Genomic DNA, 23,708 nt, shown 5'->3' on the forward strand with positions numbered 1-23,708 from the left:
GCCGGTCCTGGGAGGCCGTTGGCCTGGAGGACGGAGCGCCGGTGCGGTGCGGCTGAACGGCAGACATGTCAGTACTCGCGGTCGTGAGCGGGAAGGAGGAGGCCGGCCCGGGAGGAACCCGTGGCAGTCGGACCAGGGATCAAGACTACCCGATCGTCGTCGACGGTCGCCGTGGCGAGGGGTGGCCTCCACCACGCGGCCTCGTCCGGGGCTCGCCGCGAGCCCGCGAGCGGTGAGAGGGACGAGGTCCTCCTACTCGCGGAGGGTGCTGCGCGCCTTCTCGACCGAGCGGAGCATCCGCTCCAGCGTCGTCCCGAACTCGGCCAGCCGGGTGTCGACGTACTCGTCGACCTCCGCCCGCATCCGGGCGGCGTCGGCGTGCGACTGGGCGCCCAGTTCGTCGGCGCGGTCGACGGCGGTGCGGTAGACCTCGGTCTCGCCGATCAGCCGCTCGTGCTCGGCCTGTGCCTCGGCCAGCATCTGCGCCCGCAGCTGCCGCCCCTCGGCCAGCAGCACCTCGGCCTCGGCCTCCGCCTCGACGATGATCTGCTCCGCTTCCTCCTGCGTGCGGGTGAGCAGGTCGTCGCGCTGGCGACGGGCGGTGCCCAGGATCTCGTCCCGCTGGCGGCGCGCCTGGCCGAGCAGCTGCTCGCTCTCGGTCCGGGTGCGACCGGTGAGCCGTTCCGCCTCGGCCTGCGCCTGCTGCAGGATCTCGGTCCGCTGCTCGACGATCGCGCCGGCGGCCTGGACATCCTCCGGCAGCGACTCCCGCAGGTCGTCCAGCAGGTCGAGGACCAGATCGCGGGGCACCATGCAGGACCCCGACATCGGCACGCTGCGAGCGTTCTCGATGACCTGGGTGAGCTCGTCGACGGTCTCGTAGAGGCGGTAGACGACCTCGGTGTTCTGCTTGCGCGAGGGACGGGTCATCGGGACGACCGCCGGGCGTGCTCGGCCAGCCGGTCGTGGACTGCCTTGGGCACCAGCGTCGAGACGTCGCCGCCGAAGGTGGCGATCTGCTTCACCAGGCTGGAGGACAGGTGGCCCACCTGCGGCGCCGTGGGCACGAACAGCGTCTCGATCGCGGCCAGCTCACGGTTCATCTGCGCCATCTGCAGCTCGTACTCGAAGTCGCTCACCGCCCGCAGGCCCTTGACGATCACCGGGATGTCCTGGGCCCGGCAGTAGTCGACCAGCAGCCCCTGGAAGCTGTCGACGGTGACGTTGGGCAGGTCGGCGACGGCCTCGCGCAGCAGCTCCATGCGCTCCTCGACCGGGAACAGCCCCGCCTTGCCCGGGTTGACCAGCACGGCCACGACCAGTTCGTCGTAGAGCGCGGCGGCCCGGTTGATGACGTCGACGTGCCCGTTGGTCACCGGGTCGAAGGAACCTGGGCAGACGGCGCGTCTCACGGTCGCCGACCGTACCGGAGCACGGCCTCGCCGTAGCGCCGGTCGCGCAGCCCTTCCAGGGGTGTCGGCCACTCCCACGGCTGTTCGCGGCTGGACCGCTCCACCACCACCACGCCGCCGGGGGCCAGCCAGCTCCCGGAGACGAGGGCGCGCAGCACGGTCAGCACGTCGTCCACGGGCACGTCGTAGGGCGGATCGGCAAGGACCACGTCGAACTCCCGGGGCGCCGCCCCCGCGACCACGGTCGGCACCGAGCCGGCGATCACCCGCGCGCCGGGCAGGCCGACGGCGGCGACGTTCTCCCGCAGCACCGGCAGCACCCGGGGCCCGGACTCCACGAGGACGACGTCGGCCGCGCCGCGGGAGAGCGCCTCCAGCCCGAGGGCGCCGGAGCCGGCGTAGAGGTCGAGCACCGCGGCGCCCTCGAGGTCGACCAGGGAGGCCAGCGAGTTGAACAGGGCGCCGCGAGCCTTGTCGCCGGTGGGCCGCACCCCGGTGGGGGGGACCTTGAGCCGCCGCCCCCCGGCCACGCCGGCGATGAGTCTCGTCACGCCTGCGGGCCCCTGCAGGGTTCCGCGGCGAGCCTGCGGGTCGCGGGGGGCAGGGGGTCCTTCATGCCTTCTCCAACCACTCGGCGCGCTCGTCGCTCGCCAGCGCGGCCACCTCCTGGGCCAGCCCCGGGTGGTCGGCCAGCCCGCGGTCACTGGACAGCAGGGCGGTGGCCTCGGTGCGGGCCTCGGCGATGAGGTCCTCGTCCTCGAGCAGGGACAGCATCCTGATCCCCGAGCGCTTGCCCGACTGTGCGGCGCCGAGGACATCCCCCTCCCGCCGGGTCTCCAGGTCCAGCCGGGCGAGCTCGAAGCCGTCGGAGGTGGCGGCGACCGAGGCCAGGCGCTCGCCGGTCGGCGAGGCCGAGGGGGCCTCGGTGACCAGCAGGCACAGGCCCGCGTGCTTGCCCCGGGCGACCCGGCCGCGCAGCTGGTGCAGCTGGCTGACGCCGAAGCGGTCGGCGTCCATCACGACCATGACGGTGGCGTTGGGGACGTCGACGCCGACCTCGACGACCGTGGTGGCCACCAGGACCTGGGTCTCCCCCGCGGCGAAGGCGCGCATGACGCCGTCCTTCTCCTCGGGGGTCATCCGCCCGTGCAGGACGTCGAGCCGCAGCCCGGCCAGCGGGCCGGCGCGCAGCGCCTCGGCGACGTCGAGCACCGCCAGCGGCGGCCGGCGGTCGCTGCGGCCCTCCTCCTCCGGCGGGGCGCCGTCGGCGTCCTCGGGGGCGTCGTCGGCGCCGGGCACGTCGCCGATGCGGGGGCAGACCACGTAGGCCTGCCGGCCGGCGGCGACCTCCTCGCGCAGCCGCTCCCAGGCGCGGTCCAGCCAGCCCGGCTTCTCCGTGACCGGGACGACGGAGCTGGAGACCCCCCCGCGGCCGCTGGGCAGCTGGCGCAGCGTCGAGATCTCGAGATCGCCGTAGACGGTCATGGCCACCGTCCGCGGGATGGGGGTCGCGGTCATGACCAGCACGTGCGGTGGCCGGTTGCCCTTCGCCCGGAGGGCATCGCGCTGCTCCACCCCGAACCGGTGCTGCTCGTCGACGACGACCAGGCCCAGGTCGGCGAAGTCGACGCCCTCCTGCAGCAGGGCGTGCGTGCCGACGACGATGCCGGCGCGCCCCTCGGCCACCTCGGCCCGGGCCTCCCGGCGGGCGGCGGCCTTCAGCGAGCCGGTGAGCAGGGTCACCCGGGTGCCGGCGGGGTCGCCGTCGATCTCCCCGGCCCGGCCGAGCGGTCCGAGCAGCGCCCGGATGCCGCGGACGTGCTGGGCGGCGAGCACCTCGGTGGGCGCGAGCAGCGCGGCCTGGCCCCCGGCGTCCACCACCTGGGCCATCGCACGCAGCGCGACGACGGTCTTGCCCGAGCCGACCTCGCCCTGCAGCAGCCGGTGCATCGGCTGGTCGCGGTCCAGCTCGGCGGCCAGCTCCTCCCCCACCTCCTGCTGCCCCTCGGTGAGCTCGAACGGCAGGGCCGCGTCGACGGCGTCCAGCAGGCCGCCGGCCTTGCGCGGCCGGGCGGTGCCGGGTTCCAGGGCGGCCGCCCGGCGGCGCGCGGCGAGGGTGAGCTGGAGGGTGAGCGCCTCGTCCCACTTCAGCCGGCGTCCGGCGCGGGCGACGTCCTCGGAGGTGGTCGGCCGGTGGATGTCGAGCAGCGCGGCCGGCAGCGAGAGCAGCCCGTGCCGGGTGCGGATCTCCTCCGGCAGCGGGTCGGTGACCAGGTCGCCCAGGTTGCCGGAGCCCCCGAGCAGCAGCTTCACCGACTTCTGGATCACCCAGCTGGAGACGTCCTTGCTCGCCGGGTAGATGGGCACCAGCTCGCGAGCCCAGTCGTCGTCGTCGGCGTCCTCGCCGCTGAGCAGGTGCATGTCGGGGTGGGTGAACTGCAGCTTGCCCTGGTACGTGCCGACCGTGCCGGCGAACATGCCCCAGGCACCGGGCGCCAGGCGCGCGTGCTGGCGGGTGAAGAAGACCAGCTTCATGGTGCTGGCGCCGTCGCCGACGGTGACCTCGGTGATCGTGCCCCGGCGCTGGCGCATGGGCCGACTGCTCACCGTCCTCACCTGGGCCAGGACGGTGACCCGGTCGCCGGCCTGCAGGTCGTCGAGCCGGGCCATCTCGCCACGGCGGGCGTAGCGGCGCGGGTAGTGCCGGAGCAGGTGGCGGACGGTGTGCAGGCCGAGCGAGTCGGCCATGCCGGTGGCGGTCTTGGGTCCGAGCACCTTCGCCAGCGGGGTCTCGAGGGTGACCGCCACGGTCACTCCACCCCGATCTGCAGCGGCAGCGAACTCGGGCCACCGCCGTAGCGGACCACCTCGACCGTGGGGTGCGTCGACGAGAGGTGCGCGCACACCGTGGCGCCGAGCTCCTCGTCGGGTCCGACGAGCAGGGTGGCCATCTCGCCGCCGGCCGAGAGCAGCCGGTCGAGCAGGTCGCAGGCGACCGACGCCAGGTCCGGCCCGATCACGACGACGTCGCCCTCGGCCGAGCCCAGCGCGTCGCCCGGCTGGCACCGGCCCGCCGAGGTGAGCGCCTCCTGGTCGGCGACGGTGACCTCCGCCCAGCGGGTGGCGGCCGCGGCCTCGGCCATGGCGATGACGTCGTCGCCGAAGCGCCGCTCCGGATCGGCGACCGCCACCGCGGCGAGCCCCTGCACCGGCGACCGGGTGGGGACGACGCCGACCTCCCGTCCCTCCTCCCGGGCCCGGGTGGCGGCCCGGGAGGCGACCGGGAGGAGGGCGGGGTCGTTGGGCAGGACCGCCACCTCCTCCGCGCCCGAGGCGGCGATCGCCTCGTGGATGTCGTCCTCGGTGACCCCTCCCTCGTCGCAGACGACGACCCGGACGCCCTCGGCGGCGAACAGGGCGGCCACCCCGTCGCTGTGCACGACCGCGACGACGACACGCAGGCCCGGCGCCGGCTCCGGCGGACGGACCGGCGCCAGGGGGCTCACCGAGATGCGGTGCGGCCGGCCGGCCTCGACGCCGGCCTCGATGGCGGCGCCGACGTCGGAGACGTGCACGTGCACGTTCCACTCGCGGCCGGTAGGGGTGTCGACGCCCACCACGACGAGGCTGTCGCCGAGCTCGGCCAGTCGCTGCTGCAGCCGTTCCACCGCGGCCTCGTCGGTGTCGGCGAGCAGGTACTGGACCTCGCTGCCCGGACCTGGCGGCGGCTGGTGCGGGGCGTGCTCGTGCCGGTGGTGGTGGTTGGGCAGCGCCAGCGCCGGGCGGACCGGCTCGGTCCCGGTCACCGTGCGGACGAGCGCGTCGAGCACCAGGCACAGCCCCGCGCCACCGGCGTCGACGACGCCGGCCTCGCGCAGGACCGCGAGCTGCCCCGGAGTGCGCTCCAGGGCGGCACGCGCGCCGTCGGCCGCGGCCGTGACCACGTCGGCCAGGGTGGCGCGGCCCTCGCCGGCCGCGGCGACGGCGGCCTCACCGCCGGCCCGGGCCACGGTGAGGAAGGTGCCCTCCTCGGGATCGGCGACGGCGGCGTACGCGCCGTCGGCCGCCTTCTGCAGCGCGTCGGCGAAGGCGGGGCCCTCGGCCGGGGGCTGGGCGGCCAGCTGGTCACCGAGGCCGCGCAGCAGCTGGGCGAGGATCGTGCCCGAGTTCCCCCGCGCGGCCAGGACGGCCCCGCGGGCCACCACGGTCCAGACCGGCTCCGCCGGAGCCGCCGCGTCCAGGGCCGCCAGGGCGCCCTCGGCGGTGTGCAGGAGGTTGGTGCCGGTGTCGCCGTCGGGCACCGGGAAGACGTTCAGCTCGTCGAGCCGGCTCCTGGAGCCGGACAGCGCCTCGACCGCGGCCCGGCACCACTGACCGACCGCCGCGTCGTCCAGCGCCTGCAGCACGGGGGGAAGGCTACCCACCCGGGCCGACAGGACCTGGCATCATCAGGGGTGGAGCCGCCTGATCGAGGCGCGACCGGAGGGCGCTGCGACATCGTCGCGCCCGAGCGGTTAGACTGCTGGACGGTCTTGATGCGGGTGCTGCCTTGCCCCGCCGTCTGTGAACGATTCTTCTGGGAGTGATCAACCGTGGCTGCCAACTGCGATGTGTGTGGCAAGGGCCCCGGTTTCGGTATGTCGGTGTCGCACTCGCACCGCCGCACGCCGCGCCGTTGGAACCCGAACATCCAGTCCGTGCGGGCGCTGATCGCCCCCGGGAACCGTCGTCGGATCAACGCGTGCACCTCGTGCATCCGCGCCGGCAAGGTCGTCCGCGCATAAGAAGGACCGCCCTTCCCCCACGTCTCGCACGTTCGGCGCGGGATCCTGGAGGGCGGCCGTCCCATCACGTCACGTTGAGCCCCGGAGGTCACCGACCTCCGGGGCTCAACGCGTTCAGCGCCCGATGCCCCGCGCCCGCGCGGCCGTGACGACCAGCTCCACGGCAGTGTCCAGCGGCAGCGCGGTGGTGTCGACCACCAGGTGGTAGAGCCGGGCGTCGGCCGGATCGCGGCGGTAGAAGTGCCGCACGTAGGCCTCGCGCCCGCGGTCGGCCGCCGCCATCTCGCGGGCCACCTCCTCGCGCGAGAGACCCGACCGTTCCGCCGCCGCCGCCAGCCGCCGCTCGCGCGGTCCGTCGAGCCGCACGTGCAAGGTGTCGGGGCGGTCCGCCAGCACCAGCGCCGCGGCCCTGCCCAGGACCACCCCGCCGTCACCCTCGGCGATCTCGGTGAGCACCCGTTCGGTCTGGTCCCGGTAGGCCCGGGCGTCCGGCGGCACCGCTCCGGGCACGAGGGCGCCCACGGGGTCGGGCATGGTGCCGAGCGAGGCGACGAGCCGCCACAGCCCCCGCACGACGTTCTCGTCGTTCGCCTCCGCCTCCGACACCGGAACGCCCAGCCGGCCGGCCACCCGGCCGGGGATCGCCCGGTCGTGGAAGGTCAGCCCGAGCTGCTCGGCGACGGCCGGGGCGATCTCGGCACCGGCGGCGCCGTACGGGGCCGAGACGGTCACGACACCCATGCCTGCTCCTCCTGGTCGGCCGGTTCAGGCAGATCCTTGCCCAGGAAGACCGCATCCGGCGAGCAGGCGTACACGCCGTACCCGGGCACGGGGACGTACCCGAGCTCGCCGTAGAGCGCGACGGCCTCGGGCTGCTTCGCGCCGGTGTTGAGCACCACGGACCGGTGACCGGCACGGGCCGCCGTGGACTCGAGCTCGGCCATCAGCACCTGGGCCAGGCCACGTCGCCGGAAGCCCTGCGCGACGTACAGGCGCTTGATCTCGACGCCGCCCGGCGGGTAGGCGCGCCACGCCCCGCACCCCGCGGGCTCACCGTCCACCTCGGCGACGAGGAAGAGCCCTTCCGGCGGCAGGAACTCGCCCGGGTCGACCGGAGCGGCGTCGCGTCCGCCGTAGCGGGCGACGTACTCCTGCTGCACCTCCTCGACGAGCCGCTGGGCCAGCGGGTCGTCGTAGGGCAACGGCCGCAGTCGGGCCGTGGACCCGTCGCGCAGGACCCGCTCACCCGAAGTGGACATGCCCGGCCCTCTCCGCTCCGACGGCCTGCAGGGCCTCCGCGGCCGCCCGACCGTCGACCCGGACCCCGGGCTCCCGGCCGGGGGCGCGGACGGAGCCGACCACCGACCACCCGTAGGGCAGGACGGCGTTCGGCGGGAAGGTGGCCAGCAGCGCGTGGTCCTCTCCCCCGCTGAGCACCCACGCCATGGGGTCGACCCCCAGCGCCGAGCCCACCTGCTGCAGAGGGCCGACGGGCTCCAGGCATGCCTGCCGCAGAGCCGCGCTGTCCAGGTCGATCACCACCCCGCTGTCCCGGGCCAGGTGGCCCGCGTCGGCCACCAACCCGTCGCTGACGTCGCACATGGCGCTGGCCCGGGCGTCGGCGGCCGCCGGGCCGGCGGCGTAGGGCGGGCCGGGCCGCCGGTGCGCGGCCACCACCGAGTGCGGGCTGGTGAAACCCCGGCGCAGCACCGCCAGTCCGGCCGCCGACCAGCCCAGCCGCCCGGCCAGCGCCACCACCTGCCCCGCCCGGGCACCGGAGCGGCGCACGGGCGCCCGGCCGCCCAGGTCGCCCAGCGCGGTCACCGACAGGACGACGCCCGTGCTGTCCGGGGCCGCGGAGACCGTGTCCCCGCCGACGACCGCGGCACCCATCGGCGCGCACTCCGCGGCCAGGCCCGCCGCGACACCCTCCAACCAGCTCGTCGGCGTGTCCGGCGGGCAGGCCAGGCCGACCACGAGCGCCGTCGTCGTCGCCCCCATGGCGGCGACGTCGGCGAGGTTGGCGGCGGCCGCCTTGTGGCCGACGTCCTCCGCACTCGACCAGTCCCGCCGGAAGTGCCGGCCCTCGACCAGCACGTCGGTGGTGACGACGACGCGTCCGTCGGCGGCCCGCACCACCGCGGCGTCGTCGCCCGGGCCGACCTCGGCGGCCGCGGCGGTGCCCGCGCGGGCGAGCACCCGGGCGATCACGCCGAACTCCCCGACGACGCGGACGCTGTCGGACGGATCACTGCGAGGTACGAGCGGTCGGGGCCGACTCATCGGTGCACTCCTGCTGCTGCGGTAGGTTGCCGACGAGTCCGCCAGCCGGCGGGGACGACGTCTCGGCCTTGTTGCCGGAGGAAGGATCTCCCGTGGTCCACGCCTACATCCTCATCCAGACCGAAGTCGGCAAGGCCGCCCAGGTCGCCACGACGATCAGCGAGATCGACGGCGTCACGAAGGCCGAGGACGTGACCGGCCCGTACGACGTGATCGTGCGCGCCGAGGCCGACACCGTCGACGACCTCGGCCGGCTCGTCGTCGCCCGCGTGCAGTCCGTCGACGGGATCACCCGCACGCTCACCTGCCCGGTCGTGAACATCTGACCGGTCAGGCGCCGGACCCGCTGCGGCGGGCCGCTCTGCTGACGACGGCGATCGCCGTCCCGGTGGTGATCGCGCTCGTGGTGCTCGTGCAGGTGCTCGGCGCCGACGACGGGACCTCGCCGGACGATCCGCGCGCCGGCCGCTCCGGTCCGGCGCAGGTCGAGGGCGTCGAGCCGGGCGCCCGCGAGGAGCTGCCGGTGCTGCCGCTCGAGGTTCCCCCGGTCACGCCGGCGGCCGAGGAGCACTGTCCGGCGGTCATGGGGACGCTGCCCCTGGAGCTGGCCGGGGAGGTGTCCCGCCGGGTGCAGTCCGACAGCCCGTACGTGTACGCGTGGGGCGAGCCGCCGGTGGTGCTGACCTGCGGGGTGGAGCGTCCCGCAGGCTGGACGGTGAGCGCCGCCGCGATCCAGATCAACGGCGTGCAGTGGTACGTCGACACCGCCGATCCGGACAGCACCGTGTGGACGGCCGTGGACCGCCCGGTGTACGTCGAGGTCCGGCTGCCCTCCGGGGTGGACAGCGCCCCGGTCACGGCGCTGACCGTCCCGCTGGCCGAGGCGCTGCCCTACCAGGAGCCCACGCCCGGGCCCTGAGCCCTCGGTCATGCCGGCGGCAACAGCGCGAGCTGCCGGTCCATCACGGCGGACACCTCGACGAGCGCCTCGTCCACGGTCGGCCCGACGGCGGTCACCGCGACGCTGAAGACGCCGTGCCAGCACCAGGCGAACGCGGCCGGCTCGGTGAGCCCCGCGTCAGGGACGGGCTCCCGGACGACCAGCTCCCGGCAGTTGGGCGGCAGGTCGGGCGGGTCCTCGCTCAGCGTGCCCCGGTAGAGCTCGGCCTTGTTGACCGCGAGGTCCTCGGCGTACGCGCCGGCTCCGGCCCGGCGCGTGAACTGGTCCACGAAGATGCCGGTCATGGGCCCACTGCCGTGACCCCAGAAGCGCTCCCAGCCGTGCCGGTAGCCGTAGTCCTCCAGCACGGTGCGCTCCCGTGCCGGATCGGTGGAGTACCCGGCGACGTCCTCCAGCTGCTTGGCACCGGCCGGCGGCTGCACCTCGTCGTCGGGCAACCGCGGCAGGCCCGAGGGCACCTCGGTGACCAGGAGCGGCTCGAGCTCTCGCGGGGAGGCGGGCCGGTCCGACGGCTGGACCGCCGTGGGTCGGCCGTCGACCGCCCGGCCGCAGCCGGCCAGGGTCAGCCCCGCGGCGACGACGGCGGGCAGCAGGGCGAGGGCGAGCCGCGTGCGGGCGGCGGGTCGCCCCTTCGTCACCGCGCCGGCCGGGAGGCGCCGGCGAGGGCGCCGGCGACCAGCCGGTCGACGATCTCCGCGAACTCCACGCCGCTGGCCGCCCACATGCGGGCGAACATGGAGATCGGGGTGAACCCCGGCATGGTGTTGACCTCGTTGATGACCAGCCGGTCCTCGCCGTCGGGCCCCTCGGCCAGGAAGAAGTCCACCCGGGCCAGGCCCTGGCAGTCCATCGCCAGGTACGCCCGGCGGGCCGCCTCCTGCACGGCGGCCGTCTGCGCGGGGGTGAGATCGGCCGGGATGTCGAAGTCGGCCGCGTCGTCGAGGTACTTGGCGGCGAAGTCGTACCAGTCGACCCCCGGGCGCAGCCGGATCTCCGCCGGGAGGCTGGCCTCGGGCAGCCCGGACCCCCGCGCGGCCAGCACGCCGCACTCGATCTCCCGACCGGGGATGGCGGCCTCGACGATGACCTTGGGGTCGACGGCGGCGGCCTCGGCGACCGCGGCCGGGAACTGCGACCAGTCGGTGACCCGGGTGATGCCGATGCTGGACCCGGCTCGCGCGGGCTTGACGAAGACCGGCAGCCCGAGCCGTTCGCGGGCCGCCTCGTCGAGGACCTCGGGATCGGCGCAGACGGCGCCGGCGGGGTCGCGCAGCACCACGTGGTCGCCCTGCGGCAGCCCGGCCGCGGCCAGCAGCTTCTTGGTGAACTCCTTGTCCATGGACGCGGCGCTGGAGAACACCCCAGAGCCCACGTAGGGCAGCCCGGTCATCTCCAGCAGCCCCTGGACGGTGCCGTCCTCACCGAAGGTGCCGTGCAGCACCGGGAAGACGACGTCGACCTCGGTGAGCACCTTCCCCACGGCGGCGCCGGGCTCGAGCACGGCCAGGCCGCGCGCCTCCGGGTCACCGACGAGGGAGACCGCGGTCCCCCCGGTGACCTCGGGCAGCGCGCCGTCGGTGATCGTGAGCCGCTGACCCGGGTCGGGCAGCACCCAGCGCCCGTCCCGCGCGATGCCGACCGGGGTCACCTCGTAGCGCTCGGGGTCCAGCGCGGCCATCACGGCGCCGCCGGACACGCACGAGATCGCGTGCTCCTCGCTGCGTCCGCCGAACACGACCGCCACACGCACCTTGCCAGCCTGTCCGCTCATCCCCGCGACCCTAACCGAGAGCCCCGCCCGCCCCTCGCGGCGACGTCGACGTCCCGGCGTCCGTGCCCGGTCCGCCCGCGTGTGACAACCTCGTCGCGTGCAGGACCAGGCAGCTCCCCCGGCGGAGACGTTCACCCGCGGCTTCCGGCTGGCCGGTGCCGCCGTGCACCTCTACACCGCCAGCGGCTCGGTGCTGGCCCTGTTGATCGTGCTCGCGGCGATCGACGGCGACGTCGTCACCGCCCTGTGGCTGGTGCTGGCGACCCTGTTCGTCGACGGCACCGACGGGATGCTGGCCCGGCGCCTGCGGGTCAAGGAGACGATCCCGTGGTTCGACGGCGCCCGGATGGACGACATCGTCGACTACATCACCTACGTCTTCGCCGCCGTGGTCCTCCTCTGGACGACCGACCGGCTCCCGCCCGGCGCCTGGGGCTGGGTGCTGGCGGCGCTCCCGCTGCTGGCCTCCTGCTACCAGTTCTGCCGCGTCGACGCGAAGACCGACGACCACTACTTCCTCGGCTTCCCGAGCTACTGGAACGTCGTCGCCTTCTACGCGATCGTGCTCGACATCGGCACCACCGGCGTGGGCATCGCGCTCGCCGTCCTCACCGTGCTGGTCTTCGTGCCGGTCAAGTACGTCTACCCCTCGCGCACGAAGCTGCTGCGCAGCGTCAACCTGGGGCTGGCCGCGGTCTGGCTGGTCAGCTCGGGGGTGCTGCTCGTCCAGTACCCCGACCCGCACCCGGGAGTCGTCGTGCTGAGCCTGGCCTACCTCGTCTACTACTTCGGCGTGAGCATCTGGCTGACCGTCGTCGGCAGCCGGCGCGAGCCCGTGTCAGCCGAGCGCGTCGAGAGCGCCGGCTAGGTCCGCCACCAGGTCGGCGGTGTCCTCGATGCCGCAGGACAGGCGGACGAAACCGGCCGGCACGTCGTCCCCGCCCCACTGCGCCCGCCGGTCGATCGTGCTGTGCACGCCGCCGAAGCTCGTGGCCGCGGCCCAGAGCCGGCTCGCGCCGAGCAGCCGCGAGACGGCGGCCTCGTCGGCCAGCTCCAGCGACACCACGCCGTTGGGCCGCAGCATCTGCACCGACGCCAGCGCGGACGACGGATCGCCCGGACGCCACGGCCAGCGCAGGTTCGCCACTGCCGGGTGCCCGTCGAGCAGCTCCACCACGGCGGCCGCGTTGGCCGCCTGGCGGGCCAGCCGCAGGTCCAGGGTGCTCATCGACCGGTGCCCGAGCCACGCCTCGAACGGGCCGGGGGTGGCACCGGTGCGGTCCCGGAAGCCCTTCAGCCGTGCGTGCAGGCCGGCGTCGGTCACCGTGACGTGCCCCAGCAGGACGTCGCTGTGCCCGGTCAACGCCTTGGTGTCGCTGCCCACGGTGAGGTCGGCACCCAGGGCCAGCGGCCGCTGCCCCAGCGGCGTGGCGGTGGTGTTGTCCACGGCGACCAGTGCGCCGGCCGCGTGCGCGGCGGTGGCCACGGCGGCGATGTCGCAGACGTCGAGCTGCGGGTTGCTGGGGGTCTCCAACAGCACCATCGAGACACCCGCCAGCCCACCCTCGGCGGCGAACCGCTCGATCTCCGGCGTCGACACGTACTGCACGTCGACGCCGAAGCGGGTCAGCTCCTCCGCGGCGAGCATGCGGGTGGCGTAGTACCCGTCCGAGGGCAGGACGATCCGGTCGCCGCTGCGGGCACAGGCCAGGACGGCGGCGGTCAGGGCGGCCATCCCGGTCGCGAAGGACAGGCAGCGTCCGCCGTCGAGCTCGCCGACGGCGTCCTCGAACACCCGCAGCGTCGGGTGCTCGGTGCGCGCGTAGGCGTCGGCGCCGTTCACCCGCGGCGGCTGGTCGCCCAGGTGGAAGGGAGCGGCGAACACCGGCGAGGGCCGCAGCGGCGCCCCGGGGACGGCGGAGCCCTCCCCCGCGCGCACCGACCGGGTGCCGTCGCCGTACCCGCCCAGGTCCCCGCTGACCGCCGTCTGCTCGCTCACTGCACTCCGTTCGCTCCCGCGGGGCGCTCCGCTCCTCGCTCCGGAGTTCAGTCCGCCTCCGCGGTCGGTCCGCTCCTCGCTCGTTCCTCGCTGCGATGCTCCCTCCCTGTCGGCGGCCGCCTCGCGGCGATGCTCACGCCCCTGTCCGCTCACTCGGACTTCGCCTCCCGCGACATGATCTCCCGCACCATCTGCCCGGGCGCCTCGCCCTCGTGGCACACCCGCACGACGGCCTCGGTGATCGGCACGTCGACGCCGTGCGCCCGCGCGAGGTCGAGCACCGAGCGGCAGCTCTTCACGCCCTCGGCGGTCTGCCGGGTGCTCTGCTGCACCTCCTCGACGGTCATCCCGCGGCCCAGCTTCTCCCCGAACGTGCGGTTGCGGGACAGCGGCGAGCTGCAGGTGGCGACCAGGTCACCGAGGCCGGCCAGACCGGCGAAGGTGGTGAGCTCCGCCCCGAGCGCGAGCCCGAGGCGGGCGGTCTCGGCCAGGCCGCGGGTGATCAGCGAGGCGCGGGTGTTGTCGCCGAACCCGAGCCCCTCCGCGATGCCGCAGGACAGCGCGATCACGTTCTTCACGGCTCCGCCCAGCTCGCAGCCGACGAGGTCGGGGTTGGTGTAGGGCCGGAAGTACCGCGTGTGGCAGGCGGCCTGCAGCTGCTCGGCCCGATCCGTGTCGGAACAGGCGATCACGGTCGCCGCGGGCTGCTCCTCGGCGATCTCGCGGGCCAGGTTGGGCCCGGACAGCGCGGCCACCCGCTCGGGGCCGGCACCGGTGATCTCCTGGATCACCTCGCTCATGCGCTTGGTGCTGCCGAGCTCGATGCCCTTCATCAGCGACAGCAGGGTCGCGTCGCGCGGCAGCAGGTCCCGCCAGGCGGTGAGGTTGTCGCGCAGGGACTGCGACGGGACGGCGAGCACCACGATCTCGGCGTCCAGCAGCGCCTCGCCGGCGTCCGACGTGGCCCGCAGCCGGTCGGGCAGCCGCACGCCGGGCAGGTAGTCGCCGTTCTCGCTCTCCTCGGTGATGGCCTTGGCCAGCTCCGGGCGCCGGGCGTGCAGCACCACGTCGCAGCCGGCGTCGGCCAGCACCTTCGCGAACGTCGTCCCCCAGGAACCGGCGCCCAGCACCGCCGCGCGCGTCACGCCGCGCTCCCGGCTGCGCCGCTCCGCCGCTCGCGGCGGGGTGCGGGGTGGACCGCGAGGGGCGCGGGTTCCCCGCGCAGCTCGGCCAGCTGGTCGCGGACCCGGGACATCATCAACTCGGTCGTCTCCCGCAGCAGCTCGGCATCGATGATGCGGCCCGCCCGGACCTCGGCCCGCAGCGCGGAGAGGTCGAGGGGCTCGCCGACGAGGTAGTCGGCGGGCGTGCGGAACCGCAGGTGGAACTTCTCGGCGTGGTAGTCGTGCACCCGCTGGGGTCCCCACTGGGCGACCGGCAGGACGAGGGCCTCGCTGGTGAGCGCCAGGTGCGCCGCACCCGTACGTGCCTGCATCGGCCACCAGTCGGGGTCCCGGGTGACCGAGCCCTCGGGGTAGACGACGATCAGGTTGCCCGCGCGCAGGTCGGCCTCCGCGGCGGCGAGCGCTCCCCGCGCGGCGGTGGAGAACCGGGCCACGGGGATCTGGCCGGCGGCCCGCAGGATGGTGCCGGCGAGCCCTCGGAACAAGGATTCCTTGGCCAGGAAGTGCGGGATCCGGCCGGCGTCGAAGACCAGGCGCGCGCAGGCCAGCGGGTCGAGGACCGACACGTGGTTGGCCACGAGCAGCACCGGCCCGCGGGACGGGATGCGGTCGGCGTTCCGGTAGCGCAGGCGGAACAGCACGGACGCCACCGGGTAGACGACGAGGATGCACAGCCACAGCGCGACGGGGATTGGGCCGCGGGTGCGCCACTTCTGCGTCGACACCGGTGCACCCCCTCTCCTGTGAGCCGTCCCATGATCGACCCGTGCCGGCGTCCGGGGTGCACCGGGGTCCCCACGGGGACGCGGTGTGCTCACATTGTGGCCGTGATCAGCTGGTCGGTCGTGGTCCCGGCGAAGCGGCTCGCCGTGGCCAAGACCCGGTTGCAGCCGCTCACCGGTCTGCCCGGCGGGCACCACGCCGCCCTGGTGCTGGCGCTGCTGGCCGACACCGTCGCCGCGGCGCTGGCGTGCCCGGAGGTGGGCTCGGTCGTCGTCGTGACCGACGAGCCGGAGGCCGCCGAGCTGGTCCGGCACCTCGGCGCCCGGGTGGTGCCCGACGTGCCCGACCGCGGCCTGAACCCCGCACTGGAGCACGGGGCCCGGCAGGCCGGTGGAGACGCCGTCGCGGCCCTCTCCTCCGACCTGCCCGCGCTCCGCCCGGCCGAGCTCGCCGCCGCCCTGGAGGCGGCCTCTCCCGCTCGTCGCGCCTTCGTCGCCGACGCCCAGGGCACCGGCACGACCCTCCTCAGCGCCGTCGGGACGCCGCTGCGTCCGCGGTTCGGCCGGCACTCCGCGTCCGCCCACCGCGAGGACGGCGCCGTGCCGCTGACCGGCCACTGGCCGGGATTGCTGCGCGACGTCGACACCCCCGACGACCTGCGTGCCGCGCTCGCGCTCGGGGTCGGGGCACGCACCGCCGAGCTGGTGCGCACCTCGTCAACTCTCGCCGTTCACCTCGGTGCGGCACGATGACCACGTGCCCTCCGAGACCGCGAACCGCACGGGCCCGCCGCCGTCGACCGACCGCTACCTGAACCGCGAGCTGTCCTGGCTGGACTTCAATGCCCGCGTCCTGGAACTGGCCGAGGACGACGCCCTGCCGCTGCTGGAGCGGGTCAAGTACCTCGCGATCTTCGCCAGCAACCTCGACGAGTTCTACATGGTCCGCATCGCCGGGCTGAAGCGCCGGCAGAGCACCGGGCTCACCGTCCGCTCGCCCGACGGCCTGACCATCCGCGAGCAGCTGGAGCGGGTCACCGCCCGCACACAGGAGCTGGTGCAGCGGCACTCCGACGTCTTCAACGACGACGTCCTCCCCCGGCTGCAGGACGCCGGGATCCGGATCGTCCGCTGGGAGCAGCTGGAGGACGAGGCGACGATCCGGCTCCGCGAGTACTTCCGCGACCAGGTGTTCCCCGTCCTGACCCCGCTGGCCGTCGACCCGGCACACCCGTTCCCCTACATCAGCGGGTTGTCGCTCAACCTCGCGGTGTCGGTGCGCGACCCGGAGACCGGCGCGCCCCGCTTCGCCCGGCTCAAGGTGCCCAACAACGTGCCGCGCTTCGTGCGGGTGGCCGCGTCCCCGGGCGAGGACGGGGCCGACACGGCCACCTTCCTCCCCCTCGAGGACCTCATCGCCGCCCACCTGCCGCAGCTGTTCCCGGGCCTGGAGGTCATCGACCACCACATCTTCCGGGTCACCCGCAACGCCGACCTGGAGGTCGAGGAGGACCGCGACGAGGACCTCCTGCATGCCCTGGAGCGCGAGCTCGCCCGCCGTCGCTTCGGTCCGGCCGTGCGGCTGGAGGTCGCCGAGCCGATGGATCCGCGGATCCTGGAGGTGCTCGTCTCCGAGCTGGAGGTCTCCCCCGACGACGTCGTCCACGTGCCCGGGCTGCTCGACCTCGCGTCGTTGTGGGCGCTGTACGACCTGGACCGGCCCGAGCTCAAGGACGAGACGTTCGTGCCGGCCACCCATCCCCGGCTGAGCGAGGGCGAGACGCCCAAGAGCGTCTTCGCGACGCTGCGGGAGGGCGACGTCCTGCTGCACCACCCCTACCACTCGTTCGCGACCAGCGTGCAGCGGTTCATCGAGCAGGCCGCCGCGGATCCGAACGTCCTGGCGATCAAGCAGACGCTCTACCGCACCTCGGGTGACTCCCCGATCGTCAACGCCCTCATCGAGGCGGCCCAGGCCGGCAAGCAGGTCGTCGTCCTCGTGGAGATCAAGGCGCGGTTCGACGAGGAGGCCAACATCAGCTGGGCCCGCTCGCTGGAGCGCGCCGGCTGCCACGTCGTCTACGGCCTCGTCGGGCTGAAGACCCACTGCAAGACGGCGCTCGTGGTCCGCCGGGAGCAGGGCGTCATCCGGCGCTACTGCCACATCGGCACGGGCAACTACAACCCGAAGACGGCGCGCATCTACGAGGACGTCGGCATCCTGACCGCCGACCCCCGCGTGGGCGCCGACCTCACCGACCTGTTCAACACCCTCACCGGCTATTCGCGCCAGACCAACTACCGCACGCTGATGGTCGCCCCGTACGGCATCCGCAACGGCCTGGTCGAGAAGATCCGCCGCGAGGCCCGCCACGCCGCCGAGGGACGGCCGTCGGGCATCCGCATCAAGGTGAACTCGCTGGTCGACGAGAAGATCATCGACGCCCTCTACGAGGCGTCGCAGGCCGGCGTGCCGGTCGAGCTCTTCGTGCGCGGCATCTGCGCGCTGCGCCCCGGCGTCCCCGGCCTCTCCGAGACCATCCGGGTGCGCTCGATCGTGGGTCGCTTCCTCGAGCACTCGCGGGTCATCTCCTTCCTCAACGGTGGCGAGGCCGAGTGGTGGATCGGCAGCGCCGACCTGATGCACCGCAACCTGGACCGCCGGGTGGAGGTGCTGCTGCGGGTCTGCGACGAGGCTGCGCGCGCGCAGCTGCACGAGACCCTGGCGCCGGCGATGGCGCCGGGCGTGCGCTCCTGGGAGCTGCGCAGCGACGGCTGCTGGGAGCGCCTGGAGGGACGGGACTACCAGGCCGAGCTGCTGCACCGGATCCATGACCTCGCCGGCTGAGGAAGCGGTGCGCACCATCGCGGCCGCGGGCGGCGCGGTGTGGCGCCCGGGCCGGGACGGCGGGCTGGAGACCGTGGTGGTCCACCGGCCACGCTACGACGACTGGTCGCTCCCCAAGGGAAAGCTGGATCCGGGCGAGCACCCGCTCACCGCCGCGGTCCGCGAGGTCCTCGAGGAGACCGGCCTGGGGGTGGTGGCCGGGCGGCGCAGCGTCACCAGCCGGTACCGGGTGCTGGAGCGGGACAAGCGGGTCGACTACTGGCTGATGCGGGCCACCGGCGGGGAGTTCACGCCCAACGACGAGGTGGACGAGCTCCGCTGGCTCTCCCCCGGCGAGGCCGCCGCGCTGTGCACGCACGACGCCGACCGCGCGGTGCTGGCCGACCTGGTGCGCACCGACGTACCGCGGGAGCCGTCGCTGATCCTGGTGCGGCACGGCAAGGCCGGGAGCAGCGACGCCTGGGACGGCCCTGACGAGGAACGACCGCTGACGGCCAACGGCCGGGAGCAGGCCCGGCAGCTGGCCGCGGTGCTCCCGCTGTTCGGGCCGACCACCGTCGCCACGGCCACGCCGCTGCGCTGCCGGCAGACCGTGACGCCGCTGGCCGAGCAGCTGGGGCTGGAGGTCACCGAGCTGACCGAGTTCGGGGAGCCGGAGTTCGGCGGCGACCCGCACCGCGCACTGGCGACCGCGCAGCGACTGCTGGCGGCGCCGGGGCTCGCCGTCGTCTGCAGCCAGGGCGGCACCATCCCCACCGTGCTCGGCGCGCTGGGCGTGCACGGGCACGGTGTGCCCGGACTACCCGCTCCGGCCGCCAAGGGCAGCGCGTGGGTGCTGGGCGGACGCCCGGGCGAGCTGGCGGCCGACTACTACCGCGACCTGGACGCCCCCTCGGTCTAGGCATGGGAAGCGATGCACCCGTTGTGCGGCGAATACCGGGTGTATCGCTTCCCATGCCCGGGGGCGCGGTGCTCAGCGGGCGGGAAGGGCCGGGAGTGCCTTGGGGAGCCAGGCGGGGCGGCCGCTCTCGAAGCTCCGGATGTCGTCGAGGTGCCGCTCGGTCAGGCCGACGTCGTCGAGCCCCTCGAGCAGCCGCCAACGGGTGTAGTCGTCGGCGTCGAACGGCACCGTCGTCTGCCCGCCCGCCCCATCGCCGTAGCTGATCTCCTTGGACTGCAGGTCCACGGTCACCTGCGTCGTGGGGTCGGCTTCCGCGGCCGCCCACAGGGCCTCGACCTCGGTCTGCGGCAGGACGACGGTGAGCAGCCCGGCCTTGGTCGAGTTGTTCTTGAAGATGTCGGCGAACCGGGAGCTGATGACCACCCGGAAGCCGCCGTCGAGCAGCGCCCACACCGCGTGCTCGCGCGAGGAGCCGGTACCGAAATCGGGGCCGGCCACCAGGATCGAGGCGTCGGCGTACTCGGGCTTGTTGAGCACGAAGTCCGGCTCGTTGGTGCGCCAGGCGACGAACAGGCCGTCCTCGAACCCGGTGCGGGTGATCCGCTTCAGGTACTCGGCCGGGATGATCTGGTCGGTGTCCACGGCGCTGCGGCGCAGCGGCGCGACGGTGCCGGTGTGGCTGATGAAGGCGTCCATGGCTCAGGCTCCGATCAGGGCGGCGGGGGCGGTCAGGCGGCCGGTGATCGCGGTGGCCGCGGCCACCGACGGCGACACGAGGTGCGTGCGCCCACCCTTGCCCTGCCGGCCCTGGAAGTTGCGGTTGCTGGTCGAGGCCGAGCGCTCGCCGGGCTTGAGCTGGTCGGGGTTCATGCCCAGGCACATCGAGCAGCCGGCGCCGCGCCACTCCGCGCCCGCCTCGACGAAGACCTTGTCCAGGCCCTCGGCCTCGGCCTGCATCTTGACGCCGACGGAGCCCGGCACGACCAGCATCCGGGTGTTGGGGTCCACCCGCTTGCCCCGGAGCAGGTCCGCGGCGACCCGCAGGTCCTCGATCCGGCCGTTGGTGCAGGAGCCGAGGAAGACGGTGTCCACCTCGATCTCGGCCAGCGGCGTCCCCGGGGCCAGGCCCATGTAGGCCAGCGCCTGCTCGGCGGCGCGGCGCTCGCCCTCGTCGGCGATGGTCGCGGGGTCGGGCACCCGCTCGCTCAGGGGCAGGCCCTGGCCGGGGTTGGTGCCCCAGGTGACGAACGGGGTGAGCGTCGAGGCGTCCAGGACGACCTCGGAGTCGAAGACCGCGCCCTCGTCGGTGCGCAGCGTGGACCAGTACTCGACGGCGGCATCCCAGTCGGCGCCCTGCGGCGCGTGCGGGCGGCCGTGCAGGAAGTCGAAGGTCTTCTGGTCCGGCGCGATGAGCCCGGCCTTGGCGCCCGCCTCGATCGACATGTTGCAGATCGTCATGCGGGCCTCCATCGACAGCGCCTCGATGGCGCTGCCGCGGTACTCGATGACGTGGCCGGCGGCACCGTTGGTGCCGATCTGGGCGATGACGGCCAGGATGATGTCCTTCGCCGAGACGCCCGGCGCGAGCTCGCCGTCCACGGTGACCGACATCTGCTTGGGCCGGTACTGCGGCAGCGTCTGGGTGGCGAGCACGTGCTCGACCTCGCTGGTGCCGATACCGAAGGCCAGGGCGCCGAAGGCGCCGTGCGTGGAGGTGTGGCTGTCCCCGCAGACGATCGTCATGCCGGGCTGGGTGAGACCCAGCTGCGGGCCGATGACGTGCACGATCCCCTGGTCGCGGTCACCCATGGGCGCCAGCCGGATGCCGAACTCCGCCGCGTTGGCGCGCAGCGCGTCGACCTGGGCCCGGCTGACCGGGTCGGCGATGGGCTTGAGGATGTCCAGCGTCGGGACGTTGTGGTCCTCGGTCGCCATGGTGAGGTCGGGGCGCCGCACCGTCCGGCCCGCGGCCCGGAGACCGTCGAAGGCCTGCGGGCTGGTCACCTCGTGCACGAGGTGCAGGTCGATGTAGAGAAGGTCGGGCTCGCCCGGGGTGCTGCGCACCACGTGCGCCTCGTAGACCTTCTCGGCCAGGGTCTTCGGCACGGTTCGTCCTCTCACCGGGCACCCACTCGGGGGATCGCGGTAGCGATCTCACGATGTGAGATGCAAGTATTGCTGTGTGGGACAGCCTAACCCGGTAGCGGTTCTGGACAAAGCGGTGTCGATCCTCCATGCCGTGGCACAGGAGCCGGCGACCCTCGCCGAGCTCGTGACGCGCACCGGTCTGCCCCGTGCCACGGCGCACCGGCTGGCCGTCGCGCTCGAGGGCCACCGGCTGGTGCGCCGGACCGACGGCGGCAGCTGGGCCCCGGGCCCGGCGCTGGCCGAGCTCGGGCGGGCGACCGCCGACATCGGCGAGATCGCGGGCCGGCACCTCGTCACCCTGCGCGACGCCACCGGGGAGAGCGCCCAGTTCTACGTGCGCGACGGCGCCACCCGCGTCTGCGTCGCCGCCGCCGAGCGCACCAGCGGCCTGCGCGACACCGTGCCCGTGGGAGCACGGCTGCCGATGACCGCCGGCTCCGCCGCGCACGCCCTGCTGGCGTTCATGCCGGCCGACGAGGTGACCCGCCTGCTGCCCTCGGCGAGCTTCACCGCCCGCACCCTGCTCGACGTCCGCCGTCGTGGCTGGGCGCACAGCGTGGCCGAGCGCGAGGCGGGCGTCGCCTCGCTGTCCGCCCCGGTGCGCGACGCCACGGGCGCGGTCCTGGGCGCGGTCTCGATCTCCGGCCCGGTCGAGCGGCTCGGCCGCCGACCCGCCGCCGAGGTCATCGGCGCCGTCCTCGACGCCGCGGCCGCGATCTCCCGCGCCGCCCGCTGACCGCTCAGCCGGCGGCGTCCCCCGCCGCCGGTTGCTCGACGACGGTCGGCCGCAGCCGCGACCACAGCGCGAAGGCCACCGCCACGACCAGCATGCCGATGCCGGCCCACAGGTTCGCGTTCACCCCACCGGTCTTGGCCATCGCCTCGGCCGAGTCGTCGACCAGCCCGACCACGACGAGCACGACGCCGTAGAAGCCGATCAGCTCGGCGATGACGTTGCGGACGTCGAAGGCGCCCGCCTTCGACTTCTGCCGCTTGCTCACGGGGTCTCCCCTCACCGGAAGATGACGTTCAGGACGATGACCATGGCCAGGGCGATCCCGGCCAGCGGCACCGGCGAGCGATACCAGGGCAGCCTGTGCGCCTCGGGGTCGGTGCGCACCTCGCGGGGCGTCTCCGAGTAGACCAGGCCGGCCAGCTCCGCCACCGGCTTGGGCGCGGTCACCCGGCTGACGACGACGCTCACCACGATGTCGACGACGAAGGCCGCCCCGGCCGCCACGAAGGCGCCGCCCTGACCCGGGAGGTCGAGGACGCCGATCTCGACGAGGACGAAGACGGCGATCGCGGCGCTGGTGCCCGAGACCAGGCCCGCCCAGCCGGCCGTCGGCGTCATCCGCTTCCAGAACATGCCGAGGATGAACGTGGCGAACAGCGGGGCGTTGAAGAACCCGAACAGCGTCTGCAGGTAGTCCATCAGGTTCGTGTAGCCCGACGCGATCAGCGCCGTCCCGATCGCGGCGACGGTGGCGCCGACGGTCGCCCAGCGCCCGACCTTCAGGTAGTAACCGTCGGGCCGGTCCTTCTTCACGTACTGCTGCCAGAGGTCGTAGCTGAAGACGGTGTTGAAGGCCGAGATGTTGGCCGCCATGCCGGCCATGAAGGCGGCCAGCAGGCCCGCCAGGGCCACGCCGAGCAGGCCGGTGGGCAGCACGTCGCGGATCAGCAGCAGGATCGCGTTGTTGTAATCGAAGTCGGCGTCGGCGTTCGCCTTGGCCTCGATGACCTCGGGCACCAGCACGGTGGCGATGAGGCCCGGGATCACCACGATGAACGGGATGAACATCTTCGGGAAGGCGCCGATGATCGGCGTGCTGCGGGCCGCGGAGATCGAGTTCGTGGCCATGGCCCGCTGGACCTCGACGAAGTTGGTCGTCCAGTAGCCGAACGAGAGCACGAAGCCCAGGCCGAAGACGATGCCGACGGCCGACCACACCGGGCTCTCGAAGCCGGACAGCGCGGTGGCCGGCCAGGACGAGAGCTGCTCCTCACCGCCGGACTCGGTGACCTTGTCGACCAGACCGCCGACACCTCCCACCCGGTGCAGGCCGATCAGCGTCAGCGGCAGCAGCGCGGCCACGATGACGAAGAACTGCAGCACCTCGTTGTAGATCGCCGCGGAGAGCCCACCGAGGGTGATGTAGCTGAGCACCACCGCCGCGGCCGCGATCAGCGAGACCCACAGCGGCCAGCCGAGCAGCGCGTTCACGATCGTGGCGAGCAGGTACAGGTTGATGCCGGCGATGAGCACCTGCGCCACGGCGAAGCTGATCGCGTTCACCAGGTGCGCCCCGGTGCCGAACCGGCGACGCATGAACTCCGGGACGCTGCGCACCTTGGAGCCGTAGTAGAAGGGCATCATGACGACGCCCAGGAACAGCATCGCCGGAACGGCGCCGATCCAGAAGTAGTGCATGGTCGCCATGCCGTACTGCGCGCCGTTGGCCGACATCCCGACGATCTCGACCGCGCCGAGGTTGGCCGAGATGAACGCCAGCCCGGTCACCCAGGCCGGCAGGGACCGGCCGGACAGGAAGAAGTCCAGGCTGTCGGACACCCGCCGGCGCGCGGCCACACCGATCAGCAGGACGACGGCGAAGTAGGCGGCGACCAGGGCGTAGTCGACGAAGGAGGCATCGAGCCTCAGCTGATCGTCCACGGGTTCCTTCTCTCGGGG

25 protein-coding genes are annotated in these 23,708 nt (G+C 73.9%); 8 read left to right on the forward strand and 17 right to left on the reverse strand.

The genetic code is table 11. The features are described from left to right. Positions 1-252: 252 nt before the first annotated feature. The 5 genes from C5508_RS01990 to C5508_RS02010 all read right to left on the reverse strand — a co-directional run bounded on the left by C5508_RS01990 (position 253) and on the right by C5508_RS02010 (position 5,818). Entirely contained in the window at positions 253-930 is a 678-nt protein-coding gene (locus C5508_RS01990) for a hypothetical protein (RefSeq protein ID WP_104523101.1), read from the reverse strand. Next, positions 927-1,412, reverse strand: a complete 486-nt coding sequence (gene coaD, locus C5508_RS01995) for a pantetheine-phosphate adenylyltransferase (protein ID WP_104523103.1) — start codon at positions 1,410-1,412, stop codon at positions 927-929. The genes C5508_RS01990 and coaD overlap by 4 nt, the downstream gene beginning before the upstream one ends. After that, entirely contained in the window at positions 1,409-1,963 is a 555-nt protein-coding gene (gene rsmD, locus C5508_RS02000) for a 16S rRNA (guanine(966)-N(2))-methyltransferase RsmD (RefSeq protein ID WP_104523105.1), read from the reverse strand. The genes coaD and rsmD overlap by 4 nt, the downstream gene beginning before the upstream one ends. Positions 1,964-2,024: 61 nt before the next feature. Further along, positions 2,025-4,220, reverse strand: coding sequence for an ATP-dependent DNA helicase RecG (recG, locus tag C5508_RS02005; protein ID WP_104523107.1), 2,196 nt, complete (start codon positions 4,218-4,220; stop codon positions 2,025-2,027). Positions 4,221-4,222: 2 nt separating this feature from the next. Next, complete coding sequence (locus tag C5508_RS02010; RefSeq protein WP_104523109.1) at positions 4,223-5,818, reverse strand: DAK2 domain-containing protein; 1,596 nt, start codon at positions 5,816-5,818, stop codon at positions 4,223-4,225. Positions 5,819-6,004: 186 nt separating this feature from the next. On the opposite strand from C5508_RS02010, the gene rpmB reads away from it, so the two are divergent. After that, positions 6,005-6,196 carry a 50S ribosomal protein L28 gene (gene rpmB, locus C5508_RS02015; protein WP_104523111.1) on the forward strand — a complete coding sequence of 64 codons (192 nt, stop codon included), beginning with the start codon at positions 6,005-6,007 and terminating at the stop codon, positions 6,194-6,196. Between the two features lie 114 nt (positions 6,197-6,310). Here rpmB and C5508_RS02020 read toward each other — a convergent pair whose 3' ends face one another. From C5508_RS02020 to C5508_RS02030, 3 genes are read right to left on the reverse strand one after another with little or no spacing between them, the layout of a single operon-like run. Beyond that, positions 6,311-6,937: a cytidylate kinase-like family protein gene (locus C5508_RS02020; RefSeq protein WP_104523113.1), complete on the reverse strand. Its 627-nt coding sequence runs from the start codon at positions 6,935-6,937 to the stop codon at positions 6,311-6,313. Further along, entirely contained in the window at positions 6,925-7,455 is a 531-nt protein-coding gene (locus C5508_RS02025; RefSeq protein WP_104523115.1) for a GNAT family N-acetyltransferase, read from the reverse strand. Before C5508_RS02025 ends, C5508_RS02020 begins: the two co-directional genes overlap by 13 nt. Next, a complete protein-coding gene (locus tag C5508_RS02030) occupies positions 7,439-8,479 on the reverse strand; it encodes a thiamine-phosphate kinase (protein WP_104523117.1) in 1,041 nt (346 codons plus the stop codon). Before C5508_RS02030 ends, C5508_RS02025 begins: the two co-directional genes overlap by 17 nt. A gap of 92 nt (positions 8,480-8,571) precedes the next feature. Between C5508_RS02030 and C5508_RS02035 the strand changes: the two genes are divergently transcribed. Together C5508_RS02035 and C5508_RS02040 are read left to right on the forward strand one after the other, a co-directional pair. Beyond that, a complete protein-coding gene (locus tag C5508_RS02035) occupies positions 8,572-8,805 on the forward strand; it encodes an Lrp/AsnC ligand binding domain-containing protein (RefSeq protein WP_104523119.1) in 234 nt (77 codons plus the stop codon). A 65-nt stretch (positions 8,806-8,870) separates the two neighbouring features. Then, complete coding sequence (locus C5508_RS02040) at positions 8,871-9,398, forward strand: DUF3515 domain-containing protein (RefSeq protein ID WP_232796855.1); 528 nt, start codon at positions 8,871-8,873, stop codon at positions 9,396-9,398. An 8-nt stretch (positions 9,399-9,406) separates the two neighbouring features. Here C5508_RS02040 and C5508_RS02045 read toward each other — a convergent pair whose 3' ends face one another. Next, a complete protein-coding gene (locus tag C5508_RS02045) occupies positions 9,407-10,078 on the reverse strand; it encodes a hypothetical protein (RefSeq protein ID WP_104523123.1) in 672 nt (223 codons plus the stop codon). Then, complete coding sequence (locus C5508_RS02050) at positions 10,075-11,211, reverse strand: D-alanine--D-alanine ligase family protein (protein WP_104523125.1); 1,137 nt, start codon at positions 11,209-11,211, stop codon at positions 10,075-10,077. The genes C5508_RS02045 and C5508_RS02050 overlap by 4 nt, the downstream gene beginning before the upstream one ends. A gap of 97 nt (positions 11,212-11,308) precedes the next feature. Between C5508_RS02050 and C5508_RS02055 the strand changes: the two genes are divergently transcribed. Beyond that, positions 11,309-12,079, forward strand: a complete 771-nt coding sequence (locus C5508_RS02055; RefSeq protein ID WP_104523127.1) for a CDP-alcohol phosphatidyltransferase family protein — start codon at positions 11,309-11,311, stop codon at positions 12,077-12,079. Here the strand turns inward: C5508_RS02055 and C5508_RS02060 are convergent. The 3 genes from C5508_RS02060 to C5508_RS02070 all read right to left on the reverse strand — a co-directional run bounded on the left by C5508_RS02060 (position 12,050) and on the right by C5508_RS02070 (position 15,119). After that, entirely contained in the window at positions 12,050-13,210 is a 1,161-nt protein-coding gene (locus C5508_RS02060; RefSeq protein ID WP_104523129.1) for a cystathionine gamma-lyase, read from the reverse strand. The genes C5508_RS02055 and C5508_RS02060 overlap by 30 nt on opposite strands. 149 nt (positions 13,211-13,359) lie before the next feature. Next, positions 13,360-14,355 carry an NAD(P)H-dependent glycerol-3-phosphate dehydrogenase gene (locus tag C5508_RS02065; protein ID WP_104523131.1) on the reverse strand — a complete coding sequence of 332 codons (996 nt, stop codon included), beginning with the start codon at positions 14,353-14,355 and terminating at the stop codon, positions 13,360-13,362. Beyond that, positions 14,352-15,119, reverse strand: a complete 768-nt coding sequence (locus tag C5508_RS02070) for a lysophospholipid acyltransferase family protein (RefSeq protein ID WP_104523133.1) — start codon at positions 15,117-15,119, stop codon at positions 14,352-14,354. Before C5508_RS02070 ends, C5508_RS02065 begins: the two co-directional genes overlap by 4 nt. Before the next feature lie 102 nt (positions 15,120-15,221). Here C5508_RS02070 and cofC point away from each other — a divergent pair, with 102 nt between their 5' ends. The 3 genes from cofC to C5508_RS02085 are packed head-to-tail and all read left to right on the forward strand — an operon-like array spanning position 15,222 to position 18,865. Then, positions 15,222-15,869: a 2-phospho-L-lactate guanylyltransferase gene (gene cofC, locus C5508_RS02075; protein WP_232796856.1), complete on the forward strand. Its 648-nt coding sequence runs from the start codon at positions 15,222-15,224 to the stop codon at positions 15,867-15,869. 4 nt (positions 15,870-15,873) lie between these two features. Further along, positions 15,874-17,964: an RNA degradosome polyphosphate kinase gene (locus tag C5508_RS02080; RefSeq protein WP_232796857.1), complete on the forward strand. Its 2,091-nt coding sequence runs from the start codon at positions 15,874-15,876 to the stop codon at positions 17,962-17,964. Continuing rightward, entirely contained in the window at positions 17,948-18,865 is a 918-nt protein-coding gene (locus C5508_RS02085) for an NUDIX hydrolase (protein WP_104523139.1), read from the forward strand. The genes C5508_RS02080 and C5508_RS02085 overlap by 17 nt, the downstream gene beginning before the upstream one ends. Positions 18,866-18,937: 72 nt before the next feature. Here C5508_RS02085 and leuD read toward each other — a convergent pair whose 3' ends face one another. Beyond that, positions 18,938-19,561 (reverse strand): 3-isopropylmalate dehydratase small subunit, encoded by a 624-nt coding sequence (gene leuD / locus C5508_RS02090; protein WP_104523141.1) that lies wholly within the window; start codon positions 19,559-19,561, stop codon positions 18,938-18,940. A 3-nt stretch (positions 19,562-19,564) separates the two neighbouring features. Then, the gene (gene leuC / locus C5508_RS02095; RefSeq protein ID WP_104523143.1) at positions 19,565-20,971 is read right to left on the reverse strand and encodes a 3-isopropylmalate dehydratase large subunit; all 1,407 of its coding nucleotides are present in this window, start codon (positions 20,969-20,971) and stop codon (positions 19,565-19,567) included. 115 nt (positions 20,972-21,086) lie between these two features. On the opposite strand from leuC, the gene C5508_RS02100 reads away from it, so the two are divergent. Beyond that, positions 21,087-21,749, forward strand: coding sequence for an IclR family transcriptional regulator (locus tag C5508_RS02100; protein WP_269801738.1), 663 nt, complete (start codon positions 21,087-21,089; stop codon positions 21,747-21,749). Between the two features lie 4 nt (positions 21,750-21,753). Here C5508_RS02100 and C5508_RS02105 read toward each other — a convergent pair whose 3' ends face one another. Together C5508_RS02105 and C5508_RS02110 are read right to left on the reverse strand one after the other, a co-directional pair. Beyond that, entirely contained in the window at positions 21,754-22,014 is a 261-nt protein-coding gene (locus C5508_RS02105) for a hypothetical protein (RefSeq protein ID WP_104523147.1), read from the reverse strand. An 11-nt stretch (positions 22,015-22,025) separates the two neighbouring features. Further along, positions 22,026-23,690 carry a sodium:solute symporter family protein gene (locus tag C5508_RS02110; protein WP_104523149.1) on the reverse strand — a complete coding sequence of 555 codons (1,665 nt, stop codon included), beginning with the start codon at positions 23,688-23,690 and terminating at the stop codon, positions 22,026-22,028. Between the last annotated feature and the right edge of the window lie 18 nt (positions 23,691-23,708).

The sequence above is a fragment of the Blastococcus atacamensis genome (genome assembly GCF_002938425.1).
Taxonomy (GTDB): domain Bacteria; phylum Actinomycetota; class Actinomycetes; order Mycobacteriales; family Geodermatophilaceae; genus Blastococcus; species Blastococcus atacamensis.

Excerpts from the sequence above, each read along its gene's own strand:
- C5508_RS02030 (WP_104523117.1), bottom strand. The coding sequence starts at position 8,479 with ATGAGTCGGCCCCGACCGCTCGTACCTCGCAGTGATCCGTCCGACAGC.
- C5508_RS02050 (WP_104523125.1), bottom strand. The coding sequence starts at position 11,211 with ATGAGCGGACAGGCTGGCAAGGTGCGTGTGGCGGTCGTGTTCGGCGGA.
- C5508_RS02025 (WP_104523115.1), bottom strand. The coding sequence starts at position 7,455 with ATGTCCACTTCGGGTGAGCGGGTCCTGCGCGACGGGTCCACGGCCCGA.
- C5508_RS01990 (WP_104523101.1), bottom strand. The coding sequence starts at position 930 with ATGACCCGTCCCTCGCGCAAGCAGAACACCGAGGTCGTCTACCGCCTC.
- C5508_RS02020 (WP_104523113.1), bottom strand. The coding sequence starts at position 6,937 with ATGGGTGTCGTGACCGTCTCGGCCCCGTACGGCGCCGCCGGTGCCGAG.
- leuD (WP_104523141.1), bottom strand. The coding sequence starts at position 19,561 with ATGGACGCCTTCATCAGCCACACCGGCACCGTCGCGCCGCTGCGCCGC.
- C5508_RS02085 (WP_104523139.1), top strand. The coding sequence starts at position 17,948 with ATGACCTCGCCGGCTGAGGAAGCGGTGCGCACCATCGCGGCCGCGGGC.